General features: G+C 61.9%; 20 protein-coding genes and 1 other RNA gene. 1 reads left to right on the forward strand and 20 read right to left on the reverse strand.

Annotated features, from left to right (window positions below; translation table 11 throughout):
• Positions 1–142: 142 nt before the first annotated feature.
• Positions 143–2,878, reverse strand: coding sequence for a preprotein translocase subunit SecA (secA, locus tag ACE4QZ_RS22455; protein ID WP_021785813.1), 2,736 nt, complete (start codon positions 2,876–2,878; stop codon positions 143–145).
• 372 nt (positions 2,879–3,250) lie between these two features.
• Between secA and ACE4QZ_RS22460 the strand changes: the two genes are divergently transcribed.
• Complete coding sequence (locus tag ACE4QZ_RS22460) at positions 3,251–3,709, forward strand: DUF721 domain-containing protein (RefSeq protein ID WP_103463043.1); 459 nt, start codon at positions 3,251–3,253, stop codon at positions 3,707–3,709.
• Positions 3,710–3,771: 62 nt separating this feature from the next.
• Here ACE4QZ_RS22460 and ltrA read toward each other — a convergent pair whose 3' ends face one another.
• From ltrA to rsmI, 19 genes are all read right to left on the reverse strand, one after another.
• A complete protein-coding gene (ltrA, locus tag ACE4QZ_RS22465; protein ID WP_024718247.1) occupies positions 3,772–5,193 on the reverse strand; it encodes a group II intron reverse transcriptase/maturase in 1,422 nt (473 codons plus the stop codon).
• 480 nt (positions 5,194–5,673) lie between these two features.
• Positions 5,674–6,585, reverse strand: a complete 912-nt coding sequence (lpxC, locus tag ACE4QZ_RS22470) for a UDP-3-O-acyl-N-acetylglucosamine deacetylase (protein ID WP_003251873.1) — start codon at positions 6,583–6,585, stop codon at positions 5,674–5,676.
• Between the two features lie 112 nt (positions 6,586–6,697).
• On the reverse strand, positions 6,698–7,894 hold the full coding sequence (gene ftsZ / locus ACE4QZ_RS22475) for a cell division protein FtsZ (RefSeq protein ID WP_003251871.1): 1,197 nt from the start codon (positions 7,892–7,894) through the stop codon (positions 6,698–6,700).
• Positions 7,895–7,949: 55 nt separating this feature from the next.
• Positions 7,950–9,212, reverse strand: a complete 1,263-nt coding sequence (gene ftsA / locus ACE4QZ_RS22480) for a cell division protein FtsA (protein WP_003251867.1) — start codon at positions 9,210–9,212, stop codon at positions 7,950–7,952.
• A 14-nt stretch (positions 9,213–9,226) separates the two neighbouring features.
• On the reverse strand, positions 9,227–10,096 hold the full coding sequence (locus ACE4QZ_RS22485; RefSeq protein WP_084850851.1) for a cell division protein FtsQ/DivIB: 870 nt from the start codon (positions 10,094–10,096) through the stop codon (positions 9,227–9,229).
• A gap of 5 nt (positions 10,097–10,101) precedes the next feature.
• Complete coding sequence (locus ACE4QZ_RS22490) at positions 10,102–11,058, reverse strand: D-alanine--D-alanine ligase (protein ID WP_410480190.1); 957 nt, start codon at positions 11,056–11,058, stop codon at positions 10,102–10,104.
• Positions 11,055–12,503: a UDP-N-acetylmuramate--L-alanine ligase gene (gene murC, locus ACE4QZ_RS22495; RefSeq protein ID WP_016713564.1), complete on the reverse strand. Its 1,449-nt coding sequence runs from the start codon at positions 12,501–12,503 to the stop codon at positions 11,055–11,057. Before murC ends, ACE4QZ_RS22490 begins: the two co-directional genes overlap by 4 nt.
• Positions 12,496–13,575 carry an undecaprenyldiphospho-muramoylpentapeptide beta-N-acetylglucosaminyltransferase gene (gene murG / locus ACE4QZ_RS22500; protein WP_021784156.1) on the reverse strand — a complete coding sequence of 360 codons (1,080 nt, stop codon included), beginning with the start codon at positions 13,573–13,575 and terminating at the stop codon, positions 12,496–12,498. The genes murC and murG overlap by 8 nt, the downstream gene beginning before the upstream one ends.
• Positions 13,565–14,779: a putative lipid II flippase FtsW gene (ftsW, locus tag ACE4QZ_RS22505; protein ID WP_021784155.1), complete on the reverse strand. Its 1,215-nt coding sequence runs from the start codon at positions 14,777–14,779 to the stop codon at positions 13,565–13,567. Before ftsW ends, murG begins: the two co-directional genes overlap by 11 nt.
• A complete protein-coding gene (gene murD / locus ACE4QZ_RS22510) occupies positions 14,776–16,122 on the reverse strand; it encodes a UDP-N-acetylmuramoyl-L-alanine--D-glutamate ligase (RefSeq protein ID WP_028697489.1) in 1,347 nt (448 codons plus the stop codon). Before murD ends, ftsW begins: the two co-directional genes overlap by 4 nt.
• 6 nt (positions 16,123–16,128) lie before the next feature.
• The gene (mraY, locus tag ACE4QZ_RS22515) at positions 16,129–17,211 is read right to left on the reverse strand and encodes a phospho-N-acetylmuramoyl-pentapeptide-transferase (RefSeq protein ID WP_016498046.1); all 1,083 of its coding nucleotides are present in this window, start codon (positions 17,209–17,211) and stop codon (positions 16,129–16,131) included.
• A complete protein-coding gene (locus tag ACE4QZ_RS22520; RefSeq protein WP_021784153.1) occupies positions 17,211–18,578 on the reverse strand; it encodes a UDP-N-acetylmuramoyl-tripeptide--D-alanyl-D-alanine ligase in 1,368 nt (455 codons plus the stop codon). Before ACE4QZ_RS22520 ends, mraY begins: the two co-directional genes overlap by 1 nt.
• The gene (locus ACE4QZ_RS22525) at positions 18,571–20,061 is read right to left on the reverse strand and encodes a UDP-N-acetylmuramoyl-L-alanyl-D-glutamate--2,6-diaminopimelate ligase (RefSeq protein ID WP_373939364.1); all 1,491 of its coding nucleotides are present in this window, start codon (positions 20,059–20,061) and stop codon (positions 18,571–18,573) included. The genes ACE4QZ_RS22520 and ACE4QZ_RS22525 overlap by 8 nt, the downstream gene beginning before the upstream one ends.
• Entirely contained in the window at positions 20,058–21,797 is a 1,740-nt protein-coding gene (locus tag ACE4QZ_RS22530) for a peptidoglycan D,D-transpeptidase FtsI family protein (RefSeq protein WP_162149598.1), read from the reverse strand. Before ACE4QZ_RS22530 ends, ACE4QZ_RS22525 begins: the two co-directional genes overlap by 4 nt.
• On the reverse strand, positions 21,797–22,090 hold the full coding sequence (gene ftsL, locus ACE4QZ_RS22535; protein ID WP_021784150.1) for a cell division protein FtsL: 294 nt from the start codon (positions 22,088–22,090) through the stop codon (positions 21,797–21,799). The genes ACE4QZ_RS22530 and ftsL overlap by 1 nt, the downstream gene beginning before the upstream one ends.
• A complete protein-coding gene (gene rsmH, locus ACE4QZ_RS22540) occupies positions 22,087–23,034 on the reverse strand; it encodes a 16S rRNA (cytosine(1402)-N(4))-methyltransferase RsmH (protein ID WP_021784149.1) in 948 nt (315 codons plus the stop codon). The genes ftsL and rsmH overlap by 4 nt, the downstream gene beginning before the upstream one ends.
• Positions 23,031–23,486: a division/cell wall cluster transcriptional repressor MraZ gene (gene mraZ / locus ACE4QZ_RS22545; protein WP_021784148.1), complete on the reverse strand. Its 456-nt coding sequence runs from the start codon at positions 23,484–23,486 to the stop codon at positions 23,031–23,033. The genes rsmH and mraZ overlap by 4 nt, the downstream gene beginning before the upstream one ends.
• Positions 23,487–23,794: 308 nt before the next feature.
• Positions 23,795–24,170, reverse strand: an RNA gene (gene rnpB / locus ACE4QZ_RS22550) — RNase P RNA component class A.
• 67 nt (positions 24,171–24,237) lie between these two features.
• Positions 24,238–25,032, reverse strand: a complete 795-nt coding sequence (rsmI, locus tag ACE4QZ_RS22555; protein WP_230065380.1) for a 16S rRNA (cytidine(1402)-2'-O)-methyltransferase — start codon at positions 25,030–25,032, stop codon at positions 24,238–24,240.
• Between the last annotated feature and the right edge of the window lie 188 nt (positions 25,033–25,220).

A 25,220-nucleotide genomic window follows, 5' to 3' on the forward strand; every position in this document is an offset into this window, starting at 1 on the left:
CCGCTTCGCGCCCCATCGCGACACAAGGCCGCTCCCACAAGGATCGCGCCCGTTGATGGACGAGCGCGGTACCTGTGGGAGCGGCCTTGTGTCGCGAAAGGGCCGCAAAGCGGCCCCAGGCTTGTACAACGTACGGTTCAGATCACTCGATCTGACCATGGCAATGCTTGAACTTCTTGCCCGAGCCGCACCAGCACGGCTCGTTGCGGCCCAGCTTCTGGTCATTGCGTACTGGCGCCGAGGCTACCGCTACTTCGGCCCCCTCCTCGCTCAGTTGCTCACTTTCCAGGCCCGATACAGCGGCGTGCTGGAATTGCATGCGGCTAGCCAGCTCTTCGGCCTCGCGGCGCAGGCGGGCTTCTTCTTCGGCTGGGTCTTCGCGGCGAACCTGTACGTGCGACAGCACACGGATGGTGTCGCGCTTGATCGACTCCAGCAGTTCCTGGAACAGGCTGAACGACTCGCGCTTGTACTCCTGCTTCGGGTTCTTCTGCGCATAACCACGCAGGTGAATACCGTGACGCAGGTGGTCCATGGTCGACAGGTGGTCTTTCCACAGGTCGTCCAGCACGCGCAGCAGAATCTGCTTCTCGAAGGTTCGCAGGGCTTCGAGACCAGCCTGGTCTTCCTTCTCGGTGTAGGCAGCGGTGATCTCGCTCAGCAGCTTCTCGCGCAAGGTCTCTTCGTAGAGGTGATCGTCCTCGTCGAGCCATTGCTGGATTGGCAACTTGATGGCGAAATCGCTGGCCAGCGAAGCCTCCAGGCCGGCAACGTCCCACTGCTCTGGCAGCGACTGCGGCGGAATGTGCTGGCTGATGGTAGCGTCCAGTACTTCCTTGCGGAATTCGACGATGGTGTCACCAATGTTCTCGGCGGCCAGCAAGCTGTTGCGCATGTGGTAGATCACCTTGCGCTGTTCGTTGGCGACGTCGTCATATTCGAGCAATTGCTTACGAATGTCGAAGTTGCGGCCTTCGACCTTGCGTTGGGCTTTCTCGATAGCGTTGGTGACCATGCGGTGCTCGATGGCCTCGCCCGACTGCATGCCCAGTGCCTTCATGAAGTTCTTCACCCGGTCAGAGGCGAAGATGCGCATCAGGCTGTCTTCCAGCGACAGGTAGAAGCGGCTGGAGCCCGGGTCGCCCTGACGACCGGAGCGGCCACGCAGCTGGTTGTCGATACGGCGCGATTCGTGGCGCTCGGAAGCGATTACATGCAGGCCACCCGTTTCGATCACTTGCTGGTGACGCTTCTGCCAGTCGGCCTTGATCTGGGCGATCTGCTCGGCGGTCGGGTTTTCCAGGGCAGCCACTTCGGCTTCCCAGTTACCGCCCAGCAGGATATCGGTACCACGGCCAGCCATGTTGGTGGCGATGGTCAGTGCACCGGGCGCGCCTGCCTGCGCAATAATCTCGGCTTCCTTCTCGTGATACTTGGCGTTGAGCACCTTGTGGTCGATACCTTCCTTTTTCAGGAGGTTGGACATGTGCTCGGAAGTTTCAATGGTCGCGGTACCCACCAGCACCGGGCGGCCCAGCTTCATGCTTTCCTTGATGTCGGCGATGATCGCGGCGTATTTCTCGTCAGCGGTCAGGTACACCAGGTCGTTGTAGTCCTTACGCGCCAGTGGCTTGTTCGGCGGAATGACCATCACGTTCAGGCCGTAGATCGACTGGAACTCGAACGCTTCGGTGTCGGCGGTACCGGTCATGCCGGACAGCTTGGTGTACAGGCGGAAATAGTTCTGGAACGTGGTCGAAGCCAGGGTCTGGCTCTCGGCCTGGATGTTCAGGTTCTCTTTTGCTTCGATGGCCTGGTGCAGGCCCTCGGAGAGACGACGACCTGGCATGGTACGGCCGGTGTGTTCGTCAATCAGCAGGACCTGGCCGTCCTGAACGATGTACTCGACGTTGCGGTGGAACAACTTGTGTGCACGAAGACCGGCGTAGACATGTGTCAGCAAGCCCAGGTTGTGCGCGGAGTACAGGCTCTCGCCTTCGGCGAGCAGGCCCGCCTGGGCCAGCATCTCTTCGATGAACTGGTGGCCGGCTTCGTTCAATTCCACCTGGCGACTCTTCTCGTCGATGGTGAAGTGGCCTTCCTGGGTGACCTGGCCTTCGACCTCTTCGATGTGCTGGGTGAGGCGCGGGATCAGGCGGTTGATCTCGATGTACAGCTTGGAGCTGTCCTCGGCCTGACCGGAAATGATCAGCGGGGTACGCGCTTCGTCGATGAGGATGGAGTCGACTTCGTCGATCACGGCGAAGTTCAGTTCACGCTGGAACTTCTCGTCCTGGCTGAACGCCATGTTGTCGCGCAGGTAGTCGAAACCGAATTCGTTGTTGGTGCCGTAGGTGATGTCGGCGGCATAGGCAGCGCGCTTTTCTTCCGGCGGCTGGAAGGCCGAGACGATACCGACCGACAGACCGAGGAATTCGTACAGCGGGCGCATCCAGTTGGCGTCACGGCGCGCCAGATAGTCGTTGACGGTGACCACGTGCACGCCCTTGCCGGACAATGCATTGAGGTAAACGGCCAGGGTACCGACCAAGGTCTTGCCTTCACCGGTGCGCATTTCTGCGATCATACCCTCGTGCAGGGTCATGCCGCCGATCAACTGCACATCGAAATGGCGCATGCCCATTACGCGCTTACCGGCCTCTCGGGCCACGGCGAAGGCTTCGGGCAGCAATTGGTCCAGTGTCTCGCCTTTGGCCAGGCGCTCCTTGAACTCTACGGTCTTGCCCCGCAGTTGCTCGTCGGAGAGGGCCACCATCTTCTCTTCGAAGGCATTGACGATACTCACCGTCTTGAGCATGCGTTTGACTTCACGCTCGTTCTTGCTTCCAAAAAGTTTTTTTAACAAAGGCGCAAACATATCGGCAGGATCTTCCACACGTAGGGATGGAGGGCGGCCCCATGAGTCGCCCGTGCAGCCCATAGGCCGCATGCGAACGAGCATTCTACCCGGAAACGATGGTGAGGAAAGTGGTGGTTTTCCACGATGCTGATACAGCGTTTTGGCAGGGGCCTGTTTTAGATAGGGGCATTTTCACTGAGTTCAAGGCTTGGCAACATGAAAGCTATCGAGAACCAGTCTTGTCTTTGGCTGCCTGTGCCGGCCTCTTCGCGGGTGAACCCGCTCCTACAAGATATCGATAACCCTGGTAGGAGCGGGTTCACCCGCGAAGAGGCCGGCACAGGCAACGGAGATGTTAGACTGTGCCCACGTCACCTCACGCGTACCCCCATGGCCTATAAACCTTCCCCCGCCCAGCCGCCCTCCGCCCTGTTGCGCCAGGTGCGCCCGCTGCGCCTGCTGCTGAACCAGGCCGAGCGCCTGGAGCATTTGCAGCGCCTGCTGGAAAGCCAGTTGCAACCGGCCGCCCGCGAGCACTGCCATGTGGCGTCCTGGCGCGATGGCACTTTGTTGCTGGTGGTAACCGACGGCCATTGGGCAACCCGCCTGCGCTACCAGCAGAAGCGTTTGCTGGCGGCACTGCAGGCCATGGAAGCATTCGGCAACCTCAGGCGCATCCTGTACAAAGTGCAGCCGCCGCTGGTGCCGGCCAAGCGTGGTGGGCATGCTGCCGAGCTTTCGAACAGCGCGGCCGAGAGCCTGCGCGACACCGCCGAGGGCATTACCGACCCCAAACTGCGCGCAGCACTGGAACGCTTGGCCGCCCACGCTCAGGACAAGATCGAGTAGGAGGCGGCTTCACAGCCGCCGTCCTCTCACACCACCGTGCGTACGGTTCCGTACACGGCGGTTCAGGTTATACGGCTAAGCCGGTTTATCGTATCCAGTATCGAGACCAGTCCGAACCTATCCCATAGCCTCTTCGGTAGCGCCTGATTCACATGAGATGCTCCCGAGTTCCACCACGGGCCTCGGCCATTAAAGGCCGATTTACAGGCACGTTCTTCGCTCAGGCCCAGGCGCATCAGGTTGCGCGCCCTCGTTGAGGGCCGTTTCCATTGACGCCAGATGACGCAGCGAAGTTTATGCCTGACCCAACCATCCAATTTCTCAAGTGGGCGTTTGCTCTGGCTGAGCTTGAAGTAGCCAGCCCAGCCTCGCAGGACAGGGTTGATTCGCTCAATGACAGTCGCCACTTTGCGGGCCCTTACACTGCGTAGCAATATTCTGAGTCGGTCGCGTAAGCGCCCCAGGCTCATCGTTGCCACACGCAGCCTTGGTTGCTGGTGCCTGCTCATCCCGTAACCCAAGTAGTCACACTTCCAAGCCCCTGCTACTTGGCTCTTCTTCCGGTTCACCGTCAGTTTCAAACGATGGCACAGGAAGCGCTCGATACTGGCCAACACCCGCTCGCCCGCCCGAGGACTGCGCACATAAATGTTCGCATCATCGGCGTAGCGCACGAAGCGATGACCCCGCCGTTCCAATTCGCGGTCGAGCTCATCCAGAAGGATATTCGACAGCAACGGCGAGAGTGGGCCGCCTTGCGGTGTCCCCTCTTGCCGTTGGCTGACGATACCGCCCGACATGGCCCCAGCTTCAAGGTAGCGGCGGATGAGCCTAAGCACTCGCTTGTCTTCGACGCGACGCTGCAAGCAGGCCATCAGGATGTCGTGGTTGACCCGATCAAAGAACTTTTCCAGATCAAGCTCCACGCACCAGCGATGCCCCGCCGCCACATGGGAGCGGGCCAGTTCAACGGCTTGGTGAGCGCTTTTGCCCGGACGAAAACCGTAGCTGTAGTCCGAAAACAGCGGATCGAAGAGTAGCGTGAGTTGTTGCTGTAATGCTTGCTGGATCAGGCGATCCACGACGGTGGGGATTCCCAGTTGCCGTGTGCCGCCCTGCGGCTTGGGAATTTCAACCGCTCGCACTGCTTGGGGATGGTATTCACCGGCCAGCAACCTGGCCTTGAGGGTTGGCCAATACTGTTTCACGTAGCCCGCCAAGTCAGCGACCGTCATGCCATCGGCACCCGGAGCCCCCTTGTTGCTAACCACGCGTTGATACGCACGCCTGAGGTTGGCCGGTGCAAGCACCCGCTCCATCAGCGTGTCCGGCTCCGCGTTCGTCCACGTCGCTGACGCCGCCGGCACCTTTGCACTGTCAGGCATCACCCTCGGCTTCTGGCCGGGATTCGGAGTGACAGATTCCGTTGTAGGAAATTTCTGCATTACGGCTACCAACGAGACAGTGACGCCTACTGGCGGCATAACCTGTTCGGCCCTTGGTGGCGCGGTTAACCGCCACTTACTACGGCCTCGGCTGACTTCTGCACGCTCGTCCCGTCGCCTCTCGACGCTCGGTAGCACAGTGGCAAACGTGCAGATCTCCCAGGGTAATTCGCGTGACCTTCCTGCTTATGCCTGTCGGATTTACGTCACAGCGTCCCGTGCAAGTACTGGGCTTTGACGATTTGGGCCGCCTCACCCCGCTGTGCCGCCTCTATCCGCTTCCTGTTCGTCAGGCCAGCAGTTTGCCTCGGGCTTCCTTCAGATTCGCGGTCGCCCACGACACCCTTGCCTCTGGCTAACACTTCCCCTTGCCGGGTGTGTAGAGGACTTTCACCTCCAAGTCACCCGCTTTGGCCACCACAACCAAGCGGGTTGCGCTACGCGCAACGCGCCATGCCTGGCGCACCCATAAAAAAGGCCACCCGAAGGTGGCCTTAATGAACTAGAGAGTGTTCGAACTTACACGGCCGCAACAGGGCGCATGTACGAGATCGGTGCCGTACTGGCATCTTCGAAAGTGACCACTTCCCAGGCATCGGTTTCAGCAATCAGCTTGCGCAACAGCTGGTTGTTCAGCGCGTGGCCGGACTTGAAGCCCTTGAACTCGCCGATCAAGCTGTTGCCCAGCAGGTACAGATCGCCGATGGCGTCGAGGATCTTGTGCTTGACGAATTCGTCTTCGTAACGAAGGCCGTCTTCGTTGAGCACGCCGTCCTCATCGACCACGATGGCGTTCTCGACACTGCCACCCAACGCAAGGTTGTGCTTGCGCAGGTACTCGATGTCACGCATGAAGCCAAAAGTACGCGCGCGGCTGACTTCCTTCACGAACGAGGTGCTGGAAAAGTCGACGCTGGCGCTCTGGGTCCGGTTGCGAAGCACCGGGTGATCGAAATCGATCTCGAAGCTCACCTTGAAACCTTCGAAAGGCAGGAACGTGGCGCGCTTGTCGCCCTCTTCCACGGTTACCTCACGCAGGATGCGGATGAACTTCTTGGCTGCGTCCTGTTCTTCCAGGCCGGCAGACTGAATCAGGAATACAAAAGGACCGGCGCTGCCATCCATGATCGGCACTTCCGAGGCGGAGAGCTCGACGTAGGCGTTATCGATGCCCAGGCCCGCCATGGCGGAGAGCAGGTGCTCGACCGTATCGACCTTGACGTCACCGTTGACCAACGTCGTCGACATGGTTGTCTCGCCGACGTTGGCCGCACGCGCAGGGATTTCGACCACAGGGTCGAGGTCGGCGCGGCGGAAGACGATGCCGGTGTCAACAGGTGCAGGCTTGAGGGTCAGGTAAACCTTCTCCCCGGAGTGCAGACCGACACCTGTGGCACGGATGGTATTCTTCAGGGTGCGTTGTTTAATCATGGCATTGGCCGCTTCAGCGCAAATTGCGAACAGGTATCAACAAAGGCTGGGGATGATAACAGACCCAACCTTTGATGAATACCAATCACCTTTATACCCCTGATAAATTCCATTAATCAGCCTGACGACGCAGGAATGCCGGGATATCGAGGTAGTCCAGGTCATCCTGAGGGTTCAGTTTAGCGGCTGCGGCAGCACCTGCATGCGCCTGGTTGCGCATGACGGTCGGGCGCTCCAGGTCACGGTAGTTGACCGCTGGCTGCTCCTGGCGCACCGGCGCAGGATTGGACGCCTCGTATGCCTGCTGGGCAGTCTGCAGGGTATTGTCGACCACCTTCACAGGCTTCTCGATGCGTGCGCCCAGACCAGTGGCCACCACGGTCACGTGCAATTCGTCGCGCATGTCCGGGTCGATCACGGTGCCGACCTTGACCATCGCGTGGTCGGAGGCGAAGGCTTCGATGATGCTACCCACGTCGGAGTACTCACCCAGCGACAGGTCCGGGCCTGCGGTGATGTTCACCAGGATACCGCGGGCGCCCTGCAGGTTGACGTCTTCCAGCAGCGGGTTACGGATAGCTGCCTCGGTGGCTTCGCGCGCACGGTTCGGGCCGCTGGCGCAGCCAGTACCCATCATGGCCATGCCCATTTCACCCATCACGGTACGCACGTCGGCGAAGTCGACGTTGATCATGCCGGGGCGCTTGATGATGTCGGAGATACCGCGTACGGCACCAGCCAGTACATCGTCAGCCTTGGCGAAGGCGGACAGCAGGCTGGCATCCTTGCCCAGGATGGTCAGCAGCTTCTCGTTGGGGATGGTGATCAACGAGTCGACGCTTTCAGCCAGCATGCGGATGCCTTCATCGGCGATCTGCATGCGCTTGCGGCCTTCGAACGGGAACGGACGAGTCACCACTGCAACGGTGAGGATACCCATTTCCTTGGCCACTTCGGCAATGATTGGCGCAGCACCGGTACCGGTACCGCCACCCATGCCGGTGGTGATGAACACCATGTTGGTGCCCTGCAGCACTTCAGCGATGCGCTCACGGTCTTCCAGCGCGGCCTGACGGCCGACCTCCGGATTGGCACCGGCACCCAGGCCCTTGGTCACGCCAGTGCCCAATTGCAGGATGGTGCGCGCGCCAATGTTTTTCAGCGCCTGGGCATCGGTGTTGGCGCAGATGAATTCCACGCCTTCGATGCTGCTCTTGACCATGTGATTGACGGCGTTGCCGCCACCACCACCAACGCCGATCACCTTGATGACCGGGCTTTGCGGGACGTTGTCTACGAGCTCGAACATTTTCCCTCTCCTTACAGTTCTCTAGTTGTTGCGCCTACCACTACTGCTTTGAAACTTAGAAGTTGCCCTGGACCCACTTCTTGAAGCGTTCAAGCACTGGGGCCTTCGGTTCATCGCCATAGCTGTTGCTGCTGCTGTTGCTGTTACCGGTCAGGGCCAAGTCCTCGGACTGCTTGAGCAGGCCGTAGGTGAGCAAGCCCACACCAGTGGAATAGATCGGGTTGCGCACCACGTCGCTCAGCCCCCGAACGCTGTGCGGCACGCCCAGGCGTACCGGCATGTGGAAGATTTCCTCGGCCAGTTCCACGGCACCTTCCATCTTCGCGGTGCCACCGGTGAGGACGATGCCGGCGGGCACCAGGTCTTCGTAGCCGCTGCGGCGCAGTTCGGCCTGGATCAGGGTGAAGAGCTCGTCGTAACGTGGCTCCACCACCTCGGCCAGGGCCTGGCGCGACAGCTCGCGCGGTGGGCGATCGCCCACGCTCGGCACCTTGATGGTCTCGCCCGCGCCAGCCAGTTTGGCCAGGGCACAGGCGTAGCGGATCTTGATCTCCTCGGCGTACTGGGTCGGGGTACGCAGGGCCATGGCGATGTCGTTGGTCACCTGGTCGCCAGCAATCGGGATGACCGCCGTGTGGCGGATGGCGCCCTCGGTGAAGATGGCGATGTCGGTGGTGCCACCACCGATGTCCACCAGGCACACGCCCAGCTCTTTTTCATCATCGGTCAGTACCGAGTAGGCCGAAGCCAGCTGTTCGAGGATGATGTCGTCGATTTCCAGGCCGCAGCGGCGCACACACTTCTCGATGTTCTGGGCGGCGTTGACTGCGCAAGTGACCACGTGAACCTTGGCTTCCAGGCGCACGCCAGACATGCCCAGCGGCTCGCGCACGCCTTCCTGGTTGTCGATCACGTAGTCCTGCGGCAAGGTGTGCAGCACGCGCTGGTCGGCCGGAATCGCCACGGCCTGGGCGGCGTCGAGTACGCGCTCCAGGTCGGCCAGGCTGACCTCGCGGTCACGAATGGCGACGATGCCGTGGGAGTTCAGGCTGCGGATGTGATTACCGGCCACACCGACGAACGCCGAGTGGATACGGCAGCCGGCCATCAGTTGCGCCTCTTCCACTGCGCGCTGGATCGACTGCACGGTAGACTCGATGTTCACCACCACGCCTTTTTTCAGGCCACGGGACGGATGAGTGCCGATCCCGACGATTTCCAGGGTGCCGTCTTCGCCCACTTCGCCCACCAGCGCCACCACCTTGGAGGTGCCAATGTCCAGCCCGACGATCATTTTGCCGCTATGCGCGTTTGCCATGGTCCTGTCTCTCTCTAATTCTTCGCAACGGCGGGTTGGGCCGTCGTCGGTGCAATCGGTTCCCGCCAACCAACGGCAAGTCCGTTGGAATAACGCAGATCAATGCGGGCGATAGTGGTGATCTGGTCTTTGAGTGTCTTGTCGTAAATGGCAATGAAACGGCGCATCTTCTCCACCAGATGATCGCGCCCCAGCAGCAACTCGATGCCTGGCCCGGCACTGCTCGCACCGGTGGTCAGGAACCAGCTGCCTCGCTCGCGCAGCTCCAGGCGAGCGATGGAAAAGCCCAGGGGGCGCAGCATCTGGCTCAATACCTGATACTGCTGCATGACTTGTTGCTGAGCACGCTGCGGCCCGGCCAGCTGCGGCAAATGCTCATAGTTGGCCAGCTCGCGCGGGGCGAAAGCCTGACCCTGGTTGTTGAGCAGGGCTGCATCACCCCAGCGTGCCACCGGCAGCTGTTCTTCAAGGCGGATTACCACCTCGTCGGGCCATACCCGGCGCACTTCGGCGTGGGCGATCCACGGCATCTGCTCCAGCTCGGCCCGCATCGCCGGAAGGTCGACGCTGAAGAAGCTCGCCGCCACATAGGGCGCGATACGCTGCTGCACCGACTGCTGACTGATGTAGCTGAGGTCGCCCTGCACATCGATCTTGGTGATCGGGCGGTCGGCGTAAGGCATCAGGCGAACGGCGCCCTCGTAGGCACCAAAGCCGGCCGCCACCAGCAACACCGGCCACAGCAAGCGCTTGAGGCCGCCCAGGCTTGGCCTGGGCAGGCGCGCCGATACGGGCTCGTCGGCCACCAGCCGGCTGGCACCACGCGGCACCGGCTTGCTACGGCCGGTAACGGGTTGCTGCTGACGTATCATCGCGCCTTGCATGATTATTAGCCTCGCGTCGCCACGCTTTCGGCCAGGATTGCCAGCACCAGTTGCTGGAAGTCCAGGCCAGCCGCGCGGGCCGCCATGGGCACCAGGCTGTGATCTGTCATGCCCGGTGCAGTGTTGACTTCGAGCAGCCAGAACCGGCCCTGCTCGTCCTGCATCACGTCCAGCCGCCCCCAGCCCTCAATGCCAATGGCATTGCAGGCGCGCGCGGTCAGGTCGATCAGCTCTTGTTCCTTGACGCTATCCAGCCCGCAGGGAATGCGGTACTGGGTGTCGTTGGCGATGTACTTGGCGTCGTAGTCGTAGAACACATGCGGCGTACCCAAGGCGATCGGCGGCAGCACCTGGCCGCGCAGTACCGCGATGGTGAACTCCGGGCCGTGGATCCACTGCTCCACCAGTACCTGGGAATCGTATTTGGCGGCGTCCTGCCAGGCGGCGACCAGTTCCTGGGCGCTGTTCACCTTGGCCATGCCGATGCTAGAGCCTTCATGGGCGGGTTTGACGATAAGCGGGAAGCCCAGTTCCGTACTGGCCTGCAAACAATCGCTTTCGCTCGCCAGCACCGCGTGGCGTGGTGTGGGAATGCCCAGGCTCTGCCACACCTGCTTGGTGCGCAGCTTGTCCATCGCCAGCGCCGAAGCCAGGATGCCGCTGCCGGTGTAAGGGATGCCCAGGCACTCCAGCAAGCCTTGCATGCTCCCGTCTTCACCGCCACGGCCGTGAAGAATGATGAAGGCGCGGTCGATCTTCTCGCTTTGCAGGCGTGCGAGCAGGTCATCACCGACGTCGATGGCGACCACGTCGACGCCGGCAGTGCTCAGCGCATCGATCACTGCGGCGCCGGATTTCAGCGACACTTCACGCTCGGCGCTCTTGCCACCGTACAGCACGGCGACGCGTCCGAACGCCTTGACGTTCAGGGTCGAGTGCAGCTTGTCGTAGGCGCTGGTCATTTCGACTTCTCCTGCTTGGCGCCTGCGAACAGCGGGCTTTTCATCAACTGCGGGGCCAGGCCGCCGACATCACCGGCACCCTGGCAGATCAGGATGTCGCCAGCGCGCAGCAGTGGCTTGACCAGCGGTGCCAGCTCGGCGCCGCGCTCGATGTAGATCGGGTCCAGCTTGCCGCGCTGGCGGATGCTGTGGCACAGCTGACGGCTGTCGGCACCGGGGATCGGCTCTTCGCCGGCCGGGTAGACCTCCATCAGCAGCAGCACGTTGGCATCACCCAGCACCTGGACGAAATCGTCGTACAGGTCGCGGGTGCGGCTGTAGCGGTGCGGCTGGTAGACGATCACCAGGCGGCGGCTTGGCCAGCCACCGCGCACAGCCTTGATTACCGCCGCCACTTCGGTCGGGTGATGGCCATAGTCGTCGACCAGCATCACACTGCCGCCTTCGACCGGCAGCTCGCCGTACACCTGGAAGCGACGGCCGACACCCTGGAAGCCGGACAGGCCCTGGATGATGGCCTCGTCAGTAATGCCTTCGTCAGTGGCGATGGCAATGGTGGCCAGGGCGTTGAGCACGTTGTGGTTGCCGGGCATGTTCACCGAAACCTCCAACGGCTCGCGATCACGGCGCAGCACGGTGAAGTGGGTCTGCATGCCCTGCTGACGCACATTGATGGCGCGGATGTCGGCCTCTTCGCTGAAGCCATAGGTCACGGTCGGGCGCTTCACCTGCGGCAGGATCTCGCGAACCACCGGGTCGTCCAGGCACATCACCGCCAGGCCATAGAACGGCAGGTTGTGCAGGAACTCGACGAAGGTTTTCTTCAGCTTGTTGAAGTCACCTTCGTAGGTCGCCATGTGGTCGGCATCGATGTTGGTGACCACCGCCACCATCGGCTGCAGGTGCAGGAAGCTGGCATCGCTTTCGTCTGCTTCGGCGATCAGGTAGCGGCTGGTGCCCAGCTGCGCATTGGTACCGGCAGCGGTAAGGCGGCCACCGATGACGAAGGTCGGGTCCAGGCCACCGGCGGCGAACACCGAAGCCAGCAGGCTGGTCGTGGTGGTCTTGCCGTGAGTACCGGCAACGGCCACGCCATGGCGGTAACGCATCAGCTCGGCGAGCATCTCGGCACGCGGCACCACCGGAATGCGTCGCTCGAGGGCGGTGGCAACTTCCGGGTTGGCCGGGTTGATGGCGCTGGATACCACCAGCACATCGGCGGTGGCGGCGTTCTCGGCGCGGTGGCCGACGAAGATCTCAGCGCCGAAGGACTCCAGGCGCTCGGTAACTGGCGAGGCTTTAAGGTCCGAACCGGACACTTCATAGCCCAGGTTCAGCAACACTTCGGCAATACCGCACATACCCACGCCGCCGATGCCGACGAAGTGAATGCGGCGAATACGGCCCATCTTCGGCTGGGGCATGGCTTTCTGGCTCTCAACCATGGGCCACCTCCAGGCAGATATCGACCACGGTGCTGGTTGCAGCAGGTTTGGCCAGGCGCCGTGCGGTGCCTGCCATGACGTTGAGTTTCTCGGGTTGCATCAGCACCTCGTTCAGGCGTTCAGCGAGTTGCGCTGCGCCAGTTGTCGCTTGTGGCATCAGGAAGGCAGCGCCTTCGCGGGCCAGATATTGGGCGTTGTGGGTCTGGTGATCGTCGATCGCATGGGGCAAAGGCACCAGCATCGAAGGCAGGCCTGCTGCCGCCAGTTCGCTGACAGTCAGGGCACCGGCCCGGCACACCACCAGGTCGGCCCAGCCATAAGCCTGGGCCATGTCTTTGATGAAAGGCTCTACCTGAGCCGCGACGCCCGCCTCGTGATAACGCTCGGCGGTGATCGGCGCGTGTTGCTTGCCGGCCTGGTGGAATACCTCTGGCCGCAGCGCGGCGGGCACTTCGGACAGGGCCTTAGGCAACAATTTGTTCAATGGTTCCGCACCCAGGCTGCCACCCAGTACCAACAGGCGTGCACGGCGCTCGCCCAAGGGCGCGCGTTGCTCCTCCATGAAGAGCTCCGGGCGCACCGGGTTACCGGTGGTGCGACGTTTGTCGCTGGCCTCGAAGGTGTTCGGGAAAGCTTCGCAGACCCGCGCCGAGAGTGGCACCAGCAACCGATTGGCGGTACCGGCCCTGGCGTTCTGCTCATGGATCACCAGTGGCACGCCGCACAGCCGCGCGGCCACGCCGCCGGGGCCGGTCACATAGCCGCCAAAGCCCAGGACACATACGGGCTTGAGCTGGCGAATGATGCGCCGTGCCTGCAGCACGGCCTTGACCAACGTGAACGGTGCCTTGAGCAACGACAGCTTGCCTTTGCCGCGCAAACCGCTGACCTGGATCAGATGCAGTGGCAAACCCGCCTGTGGCACCAGCTCGTTCTCAATGCCACGCGGGGTACCCAGCCAGTGCACGCTGTAACCGCGCTTCTGGAACTCACGGGCGCAGGCCAGCGCCGGGAATACGTGCCCCCCGGTACCGCCGGCCATGATCAGTACATTTTTGCCTTCAGCGGCCATGACTGGTCTCCTCGGCAAAATCGCTTTCGCTAAATTCGTGCTCCTCACTGCCCAGGTGCGTGCGGCTCTCCCACTCGATGCGCAGCAACAGCCCTACGCAGGCGCAACAGATCACCAGCGAACTCCCCCCGTAACTGAGAAACGGCAGGGTCAGGCCCTTGGTCGGCAGCAGGCCGACGTTCACACCGATGTTGATCAGGAACTGGCCAATCCACAGGAAAGCCAGGCCGAACGCCATGTAGGCGGCAAAGAACTGTTTGGCTTTCTCGGCCCACAGGCCGATGTACAGGGCGCGCACGGTAACGAACACGAACAGTGCTACGGTCACCAGCGAGCCGACCACGCCCAGTTCTTCCGCCAGTACCGAGAACACGAAGTCGGTGTGCGCTTCAGGCAGGTAGAACTGCTTCTGCACGCTGTTGCCCAGACCAACACCCAGCCACTCGCCACGGCCGAAGGCAATCAGTGCCTGGGTCAGCTGGTAGCCCGAACCGAACTGGTCGGCCCAGGGGTCGGTGAACGTAATAAGGCGCGCCATCCGGTACGGCTGCGCCTGTACCAGGACAAATACCGCCAGCACCGCCAGCGCCACCATCAGGCTGAAGCGGAACAGCCCCACCCCACCCAGAAACAACATGGCCGCCGCCGCGCCCATCATCACCACGGTGGCGCCAAAGTCCGGCTCCATCAGCAGCAAGGCGGCCATGGGCAGCAGCACGATGAACGGCTTGAAGAAGCCCATCCAGGTTTCGCGCACCTCAGTCTGTCGGCGTACCAGGTAGCCGGCCAGGTAGATGACCACGAACACCTTGGCGATTTCTGAAGGCTGCACGTTGAAGAAGCTGAAACCGATCCAGCGCATGGAGCCGTTGACTTCACGGCCGATGCCCGGCACCAGTACCAGTACCAGCAGGCCGAAGGCACCAATCAGCATCATGAAACCCATGCGCTGCCAAGTGGCGATCGGCACCAGCAGGGTCGCACCACAGGCCACCAGGCCAAGGAACACGTACACCAGGTGGCGGAACATGTGATACAGCGGGTTGCCCGACTGTACAGCAGCCACTTCCGAGGATGCCGAAGTGATCATCACCAGGCCCAGGCCCAGCAAGGCCAGGCAACCGGCGAGCATCGGGAAGTCCAGGTCGACGCCACGGCCGCTGATCAGCGGCGACGGATAGGGTTTGAAGATGCCGAAGATCATGCAAGACCTCCCGCTGCCTGGGCGAACAGGCGTCCACGCTCCTCGAAGTTCTTGAACATGTCGAGGCTGGCGCATGCAGGCGACAGCAGCACGGCATCGCCGTCCTGGGCCAGCTCGGCGCATCGCTGCACGGCATCGTCAAGGGTCTTGACCCGAACCAGCGGCACGGCATCGCCCAAGGCCTCGGCCAGGCGCTCGGCATCACGGCCAAGCAACACCACGGCGCGGCAGTAACGCTTGACCGGTTCGCGCAACGCAGTGAACTCGGCACCTTTGCCATCACCACCCGCGATTAGCACCAGCTTGCCTTCGATATCGGCGCCCAAGCCTTCAATGGCGGCCAGGGCAGCACCGACGTTGGTGGCCTTGGAGTCGTCGTACCAGTTGACGCCGTTACGCTCGCGCACCCACTGGCAACGGTGGGCCAGGCCACCAAACTCGCGCAGGGCCTCGAGCATCGGCTCGAACGGCAGACCGGCAGCATGGCCCAAGGCCAGTGCCGCCAGGGCGTTGCTCTGGTTGTGGGCGCCACGAACCTTCAGTTCACGCGCCGGCATCAGTGCCTGGAACTCGAACGCCAGGTATTTTTCACCGCCCACTTCGCGCAGGCCGAAGGCCTTGAAGTCCGGCTGGCTGAGGCCAAAGGTCCAGCATGGGCGGCCTTCCACAGGCAATGGCCGGCTGAGGGCATCCTGACGGTTCACCACCACCTGCCTGGCCCCGCGGAAGATCCGGTGCTTGGCCAGGTGGTAGGCCGGAAGGCCGCTATAGCGGTCCATGTGGTCTTCGCTGATGTTCAGAACGGTCGCCACTTCGGCGTTGAGCTGGTCAGTGGTTTCCAGCTGGAAGCTGGAAAGCTCCAGCACGTACAGCTCGATGTCATCGGCCAGCAGGTCGAGCGCCGGAGTACCGAGGTTACCGCCCACGGCCACACGTTTACCGGCCTTGGCGGCCATTTCACCGACCAGCGTTGTGACGGTGCTCTTGGCGTTGGAACCGCTGATGGCAATGATCGGCGCCTTGGCATGGCGAGCAAACAGCTCGATGTCGCCAGACAGCTTCACCCCTCGCGCGGCCGCCTGCTGCAAGGCCGGCGTGGCCAAGGCCAGACCGGGGCTCACATACAACTCGTTGGCGCGGCACAGGAAGTCCACGTCCAGCTCACCACAGCGCACTTCCACCTGCGGGTAATCACGGCGCAGGGTTTCCAGTTCCGGCGGTTGCTCGCGGGTATCGGCGACCGCAAAGGCAATGCCCCGGCTCGCCAGGAAGCGAACCAGGGACATGCCGCTCTTGCCGAGGCCGACAACGATGCGGAATTGGTCGGAAGCGATCAAAGACACGCTCATCTACCTCAATTTCAGGGTTGCAAGGCCAATCAACACCAGGATTACAGTGATGATCCAGAATCGGACGATCACCCGAGGCTCTGGCCAGCCCTTGAGTTCAAAGTGGTGGTGGATCGGCGCCATGCGGAACACGCGCTTGCCGGTCAGCTTGAAGGAGGCGACCTGTATCACCACCGACAGGGTTTCCACCACGAAGATGCCGCCCATGATGAACAGCACGATTTCTTGGCGCACGATGACGGCAATGGTGCCCAGCGCGGCGCCCAGCGCCAGCGCGCCGACGTCACCCATGAACACTTGCGCCGGGTAAGTGTTGAACCACAGGAAGCCCAGGCCGGCACCGATCAGCGCGCCGCAGAACACGATCAGCTCGCCCGAGCCCGGCACGTAGGGGATCAGCAGGTACTCGGCGAACTTCACGTTACCCGACAGGTAGCAGAAGATGCCCAGCGCGCCGCCGACCATCACCGTCGGCATGATTGCCAGGCCGTCGAGGCCATCAGTGAGGTTGACCGCGTTGCTCGAACCGACAATGACGAAGTAGGTCAGTACGACGAAGCCAACGCCCAGCGGAATGGTGACATCCTTGATGAACGGCAGGATCAGCGTGGTCTCGACGCTGGTTGGCGCGGTCTTGTACAGGAACACCGCCGCCGCCAGGCCGAACACCGACTGCCAGAAGTACTTCCAGCGGCTCGGAAGGCCACGGGAGTTCTTTTCGATCACCTTGCGGTAGTCATCGACCCAGCCAATGGCACCGAACGCCAGGGTGACGATCAGCACAACCCATACATAGCGGTTGCTCAGGTCGGCCCACAGCAAGGTGCTGATGGCAATGGCCGACAGAATCAGCGCACCGCCCATGGTCGGGGTACCGGACTTGGACAGGTGCGATTGCGGGCCGTCGTTACGCACGGCCTGGCCGATCTGGCGAATTTGCAGGGTACGGATCATCCAGGGGCCCAGCCACAGCGCCAGGGACAACGCGGTCAGTACACCAAGAATCCCGCGCAGGGACAGGTACTGAAAGACCGCGAAGCCTTTGTGGAACTGTTGCAGATACTCGGCCAACAGCAGCAGCATTAATGTTTCTCCCCGCTGGCACCGCACAATGCCGCCACGACGTTTTCCATCGCAGCGCTGCGCGAGCCCTTGATCAAGATAGTGGTGTCACTGGCATTCTCGGCGCTAACCGCATCGATCAGCTCAGCTTGAGTAGCGAAATGGCGGCCATTGGCGCCGAACGCCTTGACCGCATGTGTCATGTTGGAACCCACTGCGTACAGGGCGTCGACCTTGCCACGCGCGTAGTCACCCACCTGACGGTGGCCTTCTTCCGCCCATTGCCCCAATTCGCCGATATCCCCAAGCACCAGAACGGTGCGCCCGGAAAAGCCGGCGAGTATATCAATGGCTGCGCACATAGAGGTGGGATTTGCGTTGTAACTGTCGTCGATTACCCGTACCCCGTTCGGCGCGATCTGCGCCACGGTACGTCCCTTGACCGGTTGCACGGCCGCCAGGCCTGCGGCAATGCCGCTCAGGCTCAGACCAACGGCATGTGCAGCGGCGGCGGCGGCCAGGGCGTTGCTGACGTTGTGTTCACCCAGCACATTGAGTTGCACGGCCACCGTTTCCGTGGCGCCATGCAGGGTGAACGACGGGCAGCCGCGGGCATCGCGACCAATGTCTGAAGCGTGGAAATCGGCCTTCGGGTTGCTGCGTGCGAAACTGACGACTTTGTGCGTACCGGCACGCGCCTTCCAGATGTCAAAAGCTTTGTCGTCCAGGTTGAGGATGGCAATACCGCCCTCGCCCAGGCCTTCGAGAATTTCGCCCTTGGCTTCGACGATCTTGTCCGGGCCGCCGAACTCGCCAACGTGGGCAGTACCGGCGTTATTGATGATGACCACCTGCGGTTGTGTCAGGCCTACGGTGTAGCGGATTTCGCCAATGCGCGAGGCGCCCAGCTCGATCACTGCCGCGCTGTGCTCCGGGGCGATCTCCAGCAGTGTCAGCGGCGCCCCGAGGTCATTGTTCAAGTTGCCGCGGGTGGCGTGAACCAGGCCACGGGTGCGCAGGATACTGGCGAGCATTTCCTTGACCGTGGTCTTGCCGCTGGAACCGGTAATGGCCACTACAGGCTTGTCGAAAGCGGCGCGGTTCAGGGCGCCGAGCTGACCCAGTGCTGCCCGGCAATCCTTGACCAGCAACTGCGGCAGGTCGACACCGGCCACTTCACGCTCGACCAGGGCAGCTACTGCGCCTTTGGCTTTCACGTCTGCCAAGTAGTCATGGCCATCGAAACGCGGGCCGGCCAGGGCGACGAACAGTTGCCCGGCGCTGACACTGCGGCTATCGATGCTGACACCGGTAAACGTGGCGTCGGCACCGATGTGTTGACCATTCAGGGCAGTGGTCAGCTGGCTGAGTGACAGCGGCTTAAGCATGTGGAGCCTCCCAGGCTGCAAGTGCCTTTTCGGCTTCGGTCAAATCGGAGAAATCATGGCGCTCGCCATTGATCTCCTGATAATCCTCGTGCCCCTTACCAGCCAGCACGATCACATCGTTGGCAGCGGCAGTGGCGATCAGGTGCGCAATGGCTTCGCCACGGCCGGCGACGAACTCGACGTCGTCAGGCCTGGCGAAACCGGGGCGGATATCATCGAAGATGCGCAACGGGTCTTCAGTACGCGGGTTGTCGTCGGTGACCAGTACGCGGTCAGCCAGGCGCTCGGCCACTTCGGCCATCAGCGGGCGCTTGCCGCGATCACGGTCACCGCCGCAGCCGAACAGGCACAACAGCTTGCCACGAGCGTGCGGGCGCAGCGCCTCGAGTACTTTTTCAAGTGCATCCGGTGTGTGCGCGTAGTCGACCACCACCAGCGGTTTGTCGCCGCCACCCAGGCGCTGCATACGACCTACCGGGCCCTGCAGTTGCGGCGTGACCTTGAGGATCTCGTCCAGCGCATAGTCCAGCGCCAGCAGGGTCGCCACAGCGGCAAGCATGTTGCTCAGGTTGAAGCGGCCCAGTAGTTGACTGCGCAAGATACGCTCACCTTGGGCAGTGACGATTGTGGCGCGCACGCCATCGTCACTGAACACGGCTTCGCGACAGAACAGCGAGGCCTCAGGGCGTTCCAGGCTGTAGCTCAGCAGTCGGGTTTCGATATGGTCGACACTCGGGCGGCGCGCAAAGTCGGCGGCCAGACGACGACCAAAGGCGTCATCCAGGTTGACCACCTGGCAACGCAGGCTCGGCCAGGCGAACAGCTTGGCCTTGGCGGCCTCATAGGCTTCCATGCTGCCGTGATAGTCGAGGTGGTCGCGGGACAGGTTGGTCATTACCGCGATGTCGAATTCCAGTGCGGCAACACGGCCTTGCTCCAGGGCATGGGAAGACACTTCCATGGCCACGGCCTTGGCGCCGCCTTTCTTGAGGTCGTTGAGGGTTGATTGCACGGCAATCGGGTCGGGCGTGGTCAGGCGACCGCTCTGCAACTCGCCGAAGAAGCCAGTACCCAGGGTGCCAATCAGGCCGCAGCGCTGGCCAAGCAGGTCGAGCGCCTGGGCTACCAGCTGGGTAACGCTTGTCTTGCCGTTGGTGCCGGTCACGCCGACCAGATTCAACTGGCGGCTCGGTTCACCATAGAAGCGCCCGGCGATATCTGACAACTGAGCGATCAGCCCTTTGACCGGAATCAGCGGCACATCGGTCAGCGGCAGCACGTTGGCACCCTGCTCTTCATAGGCCACGGCGGCAGCGCCACGGGCCAGGGCGTCGGCAATATGCTCGCGACCATCGACCTTGGCGCCCGGTACGGCCAGGAACAAGTCACCCGGGCGCACACTGCGGCTGTCCAGGGTCAGCTCACGAATCAACGGATCACGGCTGGCGTGGGCGAAAAGTTTGCTTAATGGCATTGTCATCATCCACGCCCTCCCTTGGCGGCTGCTGCATTGACTTGCGATTGCACCGCGGGTGCAGGTGGCGGCAGGTTGTCTGGCGGCACGTTCATCAGGCGCAGGGTGCCGGACATGACCTTGCTGAATACAGGTGCCGAAACCAGGCCACCGAAGTACCCCCCCTTTCTCGGCTCGTCGATGACCACGACGATGGCGTAGCGCGGGTCACTCATTGGCCCGAAGCCGGCGAACAGCGAGCGGTAGGCGTTTTCGGTGTACCCCTTGGCACCCACGGTGGCCTTACGCGCGGTGCCGGACTTGCCGGCCACGTGATAGAACGGCACCTGGGCACGGAAGACGCCGCGCGGGGCTTCGATCACCTGCTGCAGCATGCCCTGAACGGTTTCGGCGACTTCTTTCGGGATGGCCTGCACCGCTTCTGGTGTCTTGTCTAGCTTGATGATCGACAGCGGCACCATCTTGCCGTCGTTGGCCAGCGCCGCGTAGGCATGCACCAGCTGCAGGGCGGTGACCGATACGCCGTAGCCATAGGACAGGGTCGCGGTCTCGGCCTTGCGCCACTCACGGTGGTTGGGCAGGTTGCCGACACGCTCGCCCGGGAAGCCAAGGCCGGTGTACTGGCCCAGGCCGACCTGGGACATGACCCGGTAGATGGCCTCGCCGCCGATGTCGAAGGCGATCTTGCTCATGCCAACGTTACTGGAGTTGATCAGGATGCCGGTCAAATCAAGAATCGGACCCTCGCTGCGCGACACATCCCTGATGGTGTAACGACCGATCTGAAGGCTGCCAGGGTAAACCTCGACCTTGTCGCTCGGCTTCCAGCGGCCGCTCTGCAGCGCTGCACTCATGGAGATCGGCTTGACCGTGGAGCCCGGCTCGAACACGTCGATGATCGCCCGGTTACGCATGGCCGACGGGAACATGCTACGGCGGTTGTTGGGGTTGTAGGTCGGCTGGTTGACCATGGCCAGGACCTCACCGGTCTTGACGTCCATGATCACCAGGCTGCCGGCCTTGGCGTCCTGCTCGGCAATGGCGTTGCGCAGCTCGCGGGTAGCCAGGTACTGCAGGCGCAGGTCTATGGACAACGCCAAGGTCTTCCCGGCCTTGGCGTTCTTGGTTACCTGAATGTCCTTGATCAGCCGGCCGCGCCGGTCCTTGATTACCTGGCGCTTGCCGGGCACACCGGCCAGCCACTCGTCATAGGCCAGCTCCACCCCTTCGCGACCGTGGTCATCGAGGTCGGTAAAGCCGACCATATGCGCAGTCACATCACCGGCCGGATAGAAGCGGCGGAATTCTTCCAGGCCATACACACCCGGCACTTTGAGGTCGAGCACGTGCTGGCCTTGCTCGGGGGTCAGACCCCGGACCAGGTAGATGAACTCTTTGTTGGCCTGCTGGGTCAGGCGCTCGGTCAACTGCTGCGGGTTTTGCCCCAGCGCTGCGGCCAATTGCGGCCAACGCTCCTTGGAGGCCTGCATCTCTTTGGGGTTGGCCCACAAGGTGGTGACCGGGGTGCTCACGGCCAATGGCTCACCGTTGCGGTCAGTAATCAAACCGCGGTGCGCCGGGATGGGGATGTGACGCAGGCTGCGCGCATCGCCCTGGCCCTTGAGGAAGTCACGGTCAACTACCTGCAGGTCGATGATGCGCCAGCAAATGGCACCGACCATGATCGCCAGCAAGCCGATCACTACACGGAAGCGCCACGGGTAGAGTGCGCCTTCGAGCTTCATCATGGCGCCACCATCCGGACTTCGTCAGCTGACGGCACGCGCATGTTCAATTGCTCGGAGGCCAGGCTCTCGATGCGACTGGCAGCGGTCCAGGTACTCTGCTCAAGAATCAACCGGCCCCATTCGGCCTGAGCCTTGTCGCGCTCGTTCAATTCACCGTACAGGGTGTTGAGCAGCTGACGGTTCCAGTGCGCACTGTAGGACACGGCAATGGCCGAAACCAGTACGCTGATGAACAGCAGAAGCATCAGGAAGCTTCCGCCTGGCAAGGGTTTGGCAAATAGCCTGCTCACCGCAGCTTCTCCGCCACGCGCATTACGGCGCTACGCGAGCGTGGGTTGGCCTTGAGCTCGGCCTCGGAAGCGAACTGGGCCTTGCCGATGAGCTTGATTTTCGGCTCGAAGACCTTGTGCTGAACCGGCAGGTTCCGCGGCAGGTTGTCGGCCTCCCCCTTCACCAGCTTGCGCATGAACAGCTTGACGATACGATCTTCCAGCGAGTGGAAACTGATGACCGCCAAGCGACCACCGACTTCGAGCGCATCCAGCGCAGCCTCAAGGCCAGCCTCCAGATCACCCAGCTCGTTGTTGACGTGAATACGAAGGCCCTGGAAGGCACGGGTAGCCGGATTCTTGCCCTTTTCCCAGGCCGGGTTGGCCACTTTGAGCACCTCCGCCAGGTCGGCGGTACGGGTGAAGGGCTGTTTTTCGCGGCGCTCGACCACTGCACGCGCCATGCGCCCGGCAAAGCGTTCCTCACCGTACTCCTTGAAGACCCGGGCGATTTCTTCCACAGGCGCAGTGGCGATGAACTCGGCGGCACTGATGCCTTGGTCCGGGTTCATGCGCATGTCCAGCGGGCCATCATTGAGGAAGCTGAAGCCACGCTCTGGGTCATCCAGCTGCGGGGAGGACACGCCCAGGTCCAGCAATACACCACTGACCTTGCCGTGCAGGCCGCGCGCTGCCACTTCCGTGCCCAGTTCGGCAAAACTGCGCTGCACAATGACAAAGCGGCCGTCTTCGGCCGCCAGCGCTTGCCCCGTGGCAATCGCCTGTGGATCTTTGTCGAAGCCCAAGAGCCGCCCTTGCGGCCCGAGCTTGCTGAGGATCAGACGACTGTGTCCGCCACGGCCGAAAGTGCCGTCCAGATAGCAACCGTCGGGGCGCAGGGCCAATGCCTCGACAGCTTCGTCGAGCAGGACGGTAATGTGGTTGAAGCCGCTATCTATGGTCACAGGATCAGGTCACGCAATTCGTCGGGCATGGCGCCCGGTTGTTGAATAGCTGCAAGGTCGGCTGCCGAAACCACGTTCCAGGCATCTTCATCCCACAGCTGGAATTTGTTCAGTTGCCCCACCAGCATCGCCTTCTTGTCGAGCTTGGCGTACTCACGCAGGCGGGGCGGCACCAGGAAACGCCCGCTGCCATCGAGCTCCAGGTCAACCGCATTACCGATCAGCAAACGCTGCAGGCGGCGGTTTTCCTCACGCAACGATGGCAAGGCACGCAACTTGGCTTCTATCTGTTCCCACTCATCGAGGGGATAAACACACAAGCAGGGGTCTACGGCGTCAATGGTCACGATCAGTTGGCCATTGCAACGTGAGTCGAGCTCGTCACGGTACCGGCTCGGCATGGCGAGACGGCCCTTGGCATCGAGGCTGACGGCGTTGGCTCCGCGGAACACGGCTGTGATTCCCCACAATGTTAGCTTTTTTGTGCCAGAAAACCCACTTCATCCCACTTTCTGCCACTTGCGCACACTATAGGAATCCGCCCGCAGCACCGTCAAGGCACGTTCATAAGGAAAAGCCTTACAGGACCGAGATTTAGCGCAACAACAGAATGTGGAAGGACTGCCAGAGAGAAAAAAACACGAGAAAAATCAAACCCACGCAAGCAAATGGAGTTCGAAGTTAAAGTAATTTATTAAGAGTAAGATTTTTTCGGTATTACCAGAGGGGTTCTGCTATCGATTCAAGCAGGGGAAGAAAGGTGGAGAGTCGATCTGTAAGCCGGGTTTTGTCGAGGACAGTCATTCCTCTACGACGGCCATCACTGGACGCCTCTAGCAACCTACCCGGTTCCGACGCGGGCCACGCCTGATGGAACCCTATTTGGTCTTGCTCCGAGTGGGGTTTACCTAGCCACGAACTGTTGCCAGCCGTGCGGTGCGCTCTTACCGCACCTTTTCACCCTTACCGGCACCGAAGTGCTTAGGCGGTTATTTTCTGTGGCACTTTCCGTAGGCTCACGCCTCCCAGGCGTTACCTGGCACTCTGCCCTATGGAGCCCGGACTTTCCTCCCCCTGCTGCTCACACAACAAAAAGTTGCGGAACAAAAACAGGCAGCGACTGTCCGATCGACTCTCCGCCGCCAAGGTTACCGGCACGCGCGCGCAAGAACAAGCGATACCGACATCTATGTCAAACTGCCACTACTCAGCTTTCTGCTTTTCCAGGGCAAGTTGATACAACAGGTTCTTGCGCACCCCGGTAATTTCCGCTGCAAGCGCCGCGGCCCGCTTCAGTGGCAACTCCGCCAATAGCAGGTCGAGCACTCGCTGAGCTTCGGCACTGATGGCCTGCTCGCCCTCCGGCGCGCTCCAACCGCCGACCAGCACCACGCATTCACCGCGCTGCTGGTTGCTGTCGCCAGCTACGAAAGCCCGCAACTCAGCCAGCGGCAAGCCCTTGAGGGTCTCGAAGGTCTTGGTCAGTTCGCGCGCCAGCAACGCCGGGCGATCGCCACCAAATACCGCCTCCATGTCTTCAAGACACTCCAGGATTCGATGCGGGGCTTCATAGAAGATCAACGTGCGCGGCTCTTCCCTCACTTGCTCCAGGCGCGCCCGGCGCCCTGCCTGCTTGGCCGGCAGGAAGCCTTCGAAGATGAAGCGGTCCGACGGCAGGCCTGCCGCCGATAGTGCGGCGATCAAGGCACAGGCGCCAGGCACCGGCACCACGCTCACCCCTGCGGCACGCGCCTGACGCACCAGGTGGTAGCCTGGGTCGGAAATCAGAGGTGTGCCGGCATCGGAGACCAATGCCACATTTTCACCCGCCAGCAGTTTGGAGAGAAAACGCCCGCCTTCGTCGCGCTCGTTGTGCTCATGACAAGCGGCCAACGGCGTGTCGATGCCAAAGTGTTGCAGCAGGCGGATCGAATGACGGGTGTCTTCGGCGGCGATCAGGGCCACGTCCGCCAGCACTTTCAGCGCCCGGGCGCTCATGTCGTCGAGGTTGCCGATGGGGGTTGCCACCACATACAGCGTCCCCACCGTGGATTTCGAAGCCCCTGCCACATCAGTCACTGCGCACACCTGTCATTCGGATCAAAGGCGCCATTGTAGCCCGAGCGCCTGCAACAGGGCGTAAAGAACTTCGCCGGCGATCAGGAACAAGCCACCTATAGTGAAGG

Origin of the sequence: Pseudomonas sp. DCA-1 (assembly GCF_046523955.1) — a bacterium.
GTDB classification, from domain to species: domain Bacteria; phylum Pseudomonadota; class Gammaproteobacteria; order Pseudomonadales; family Pseudomonadaceae; genus Aquipseudomonas; species Aquipseudomonas putida_Y.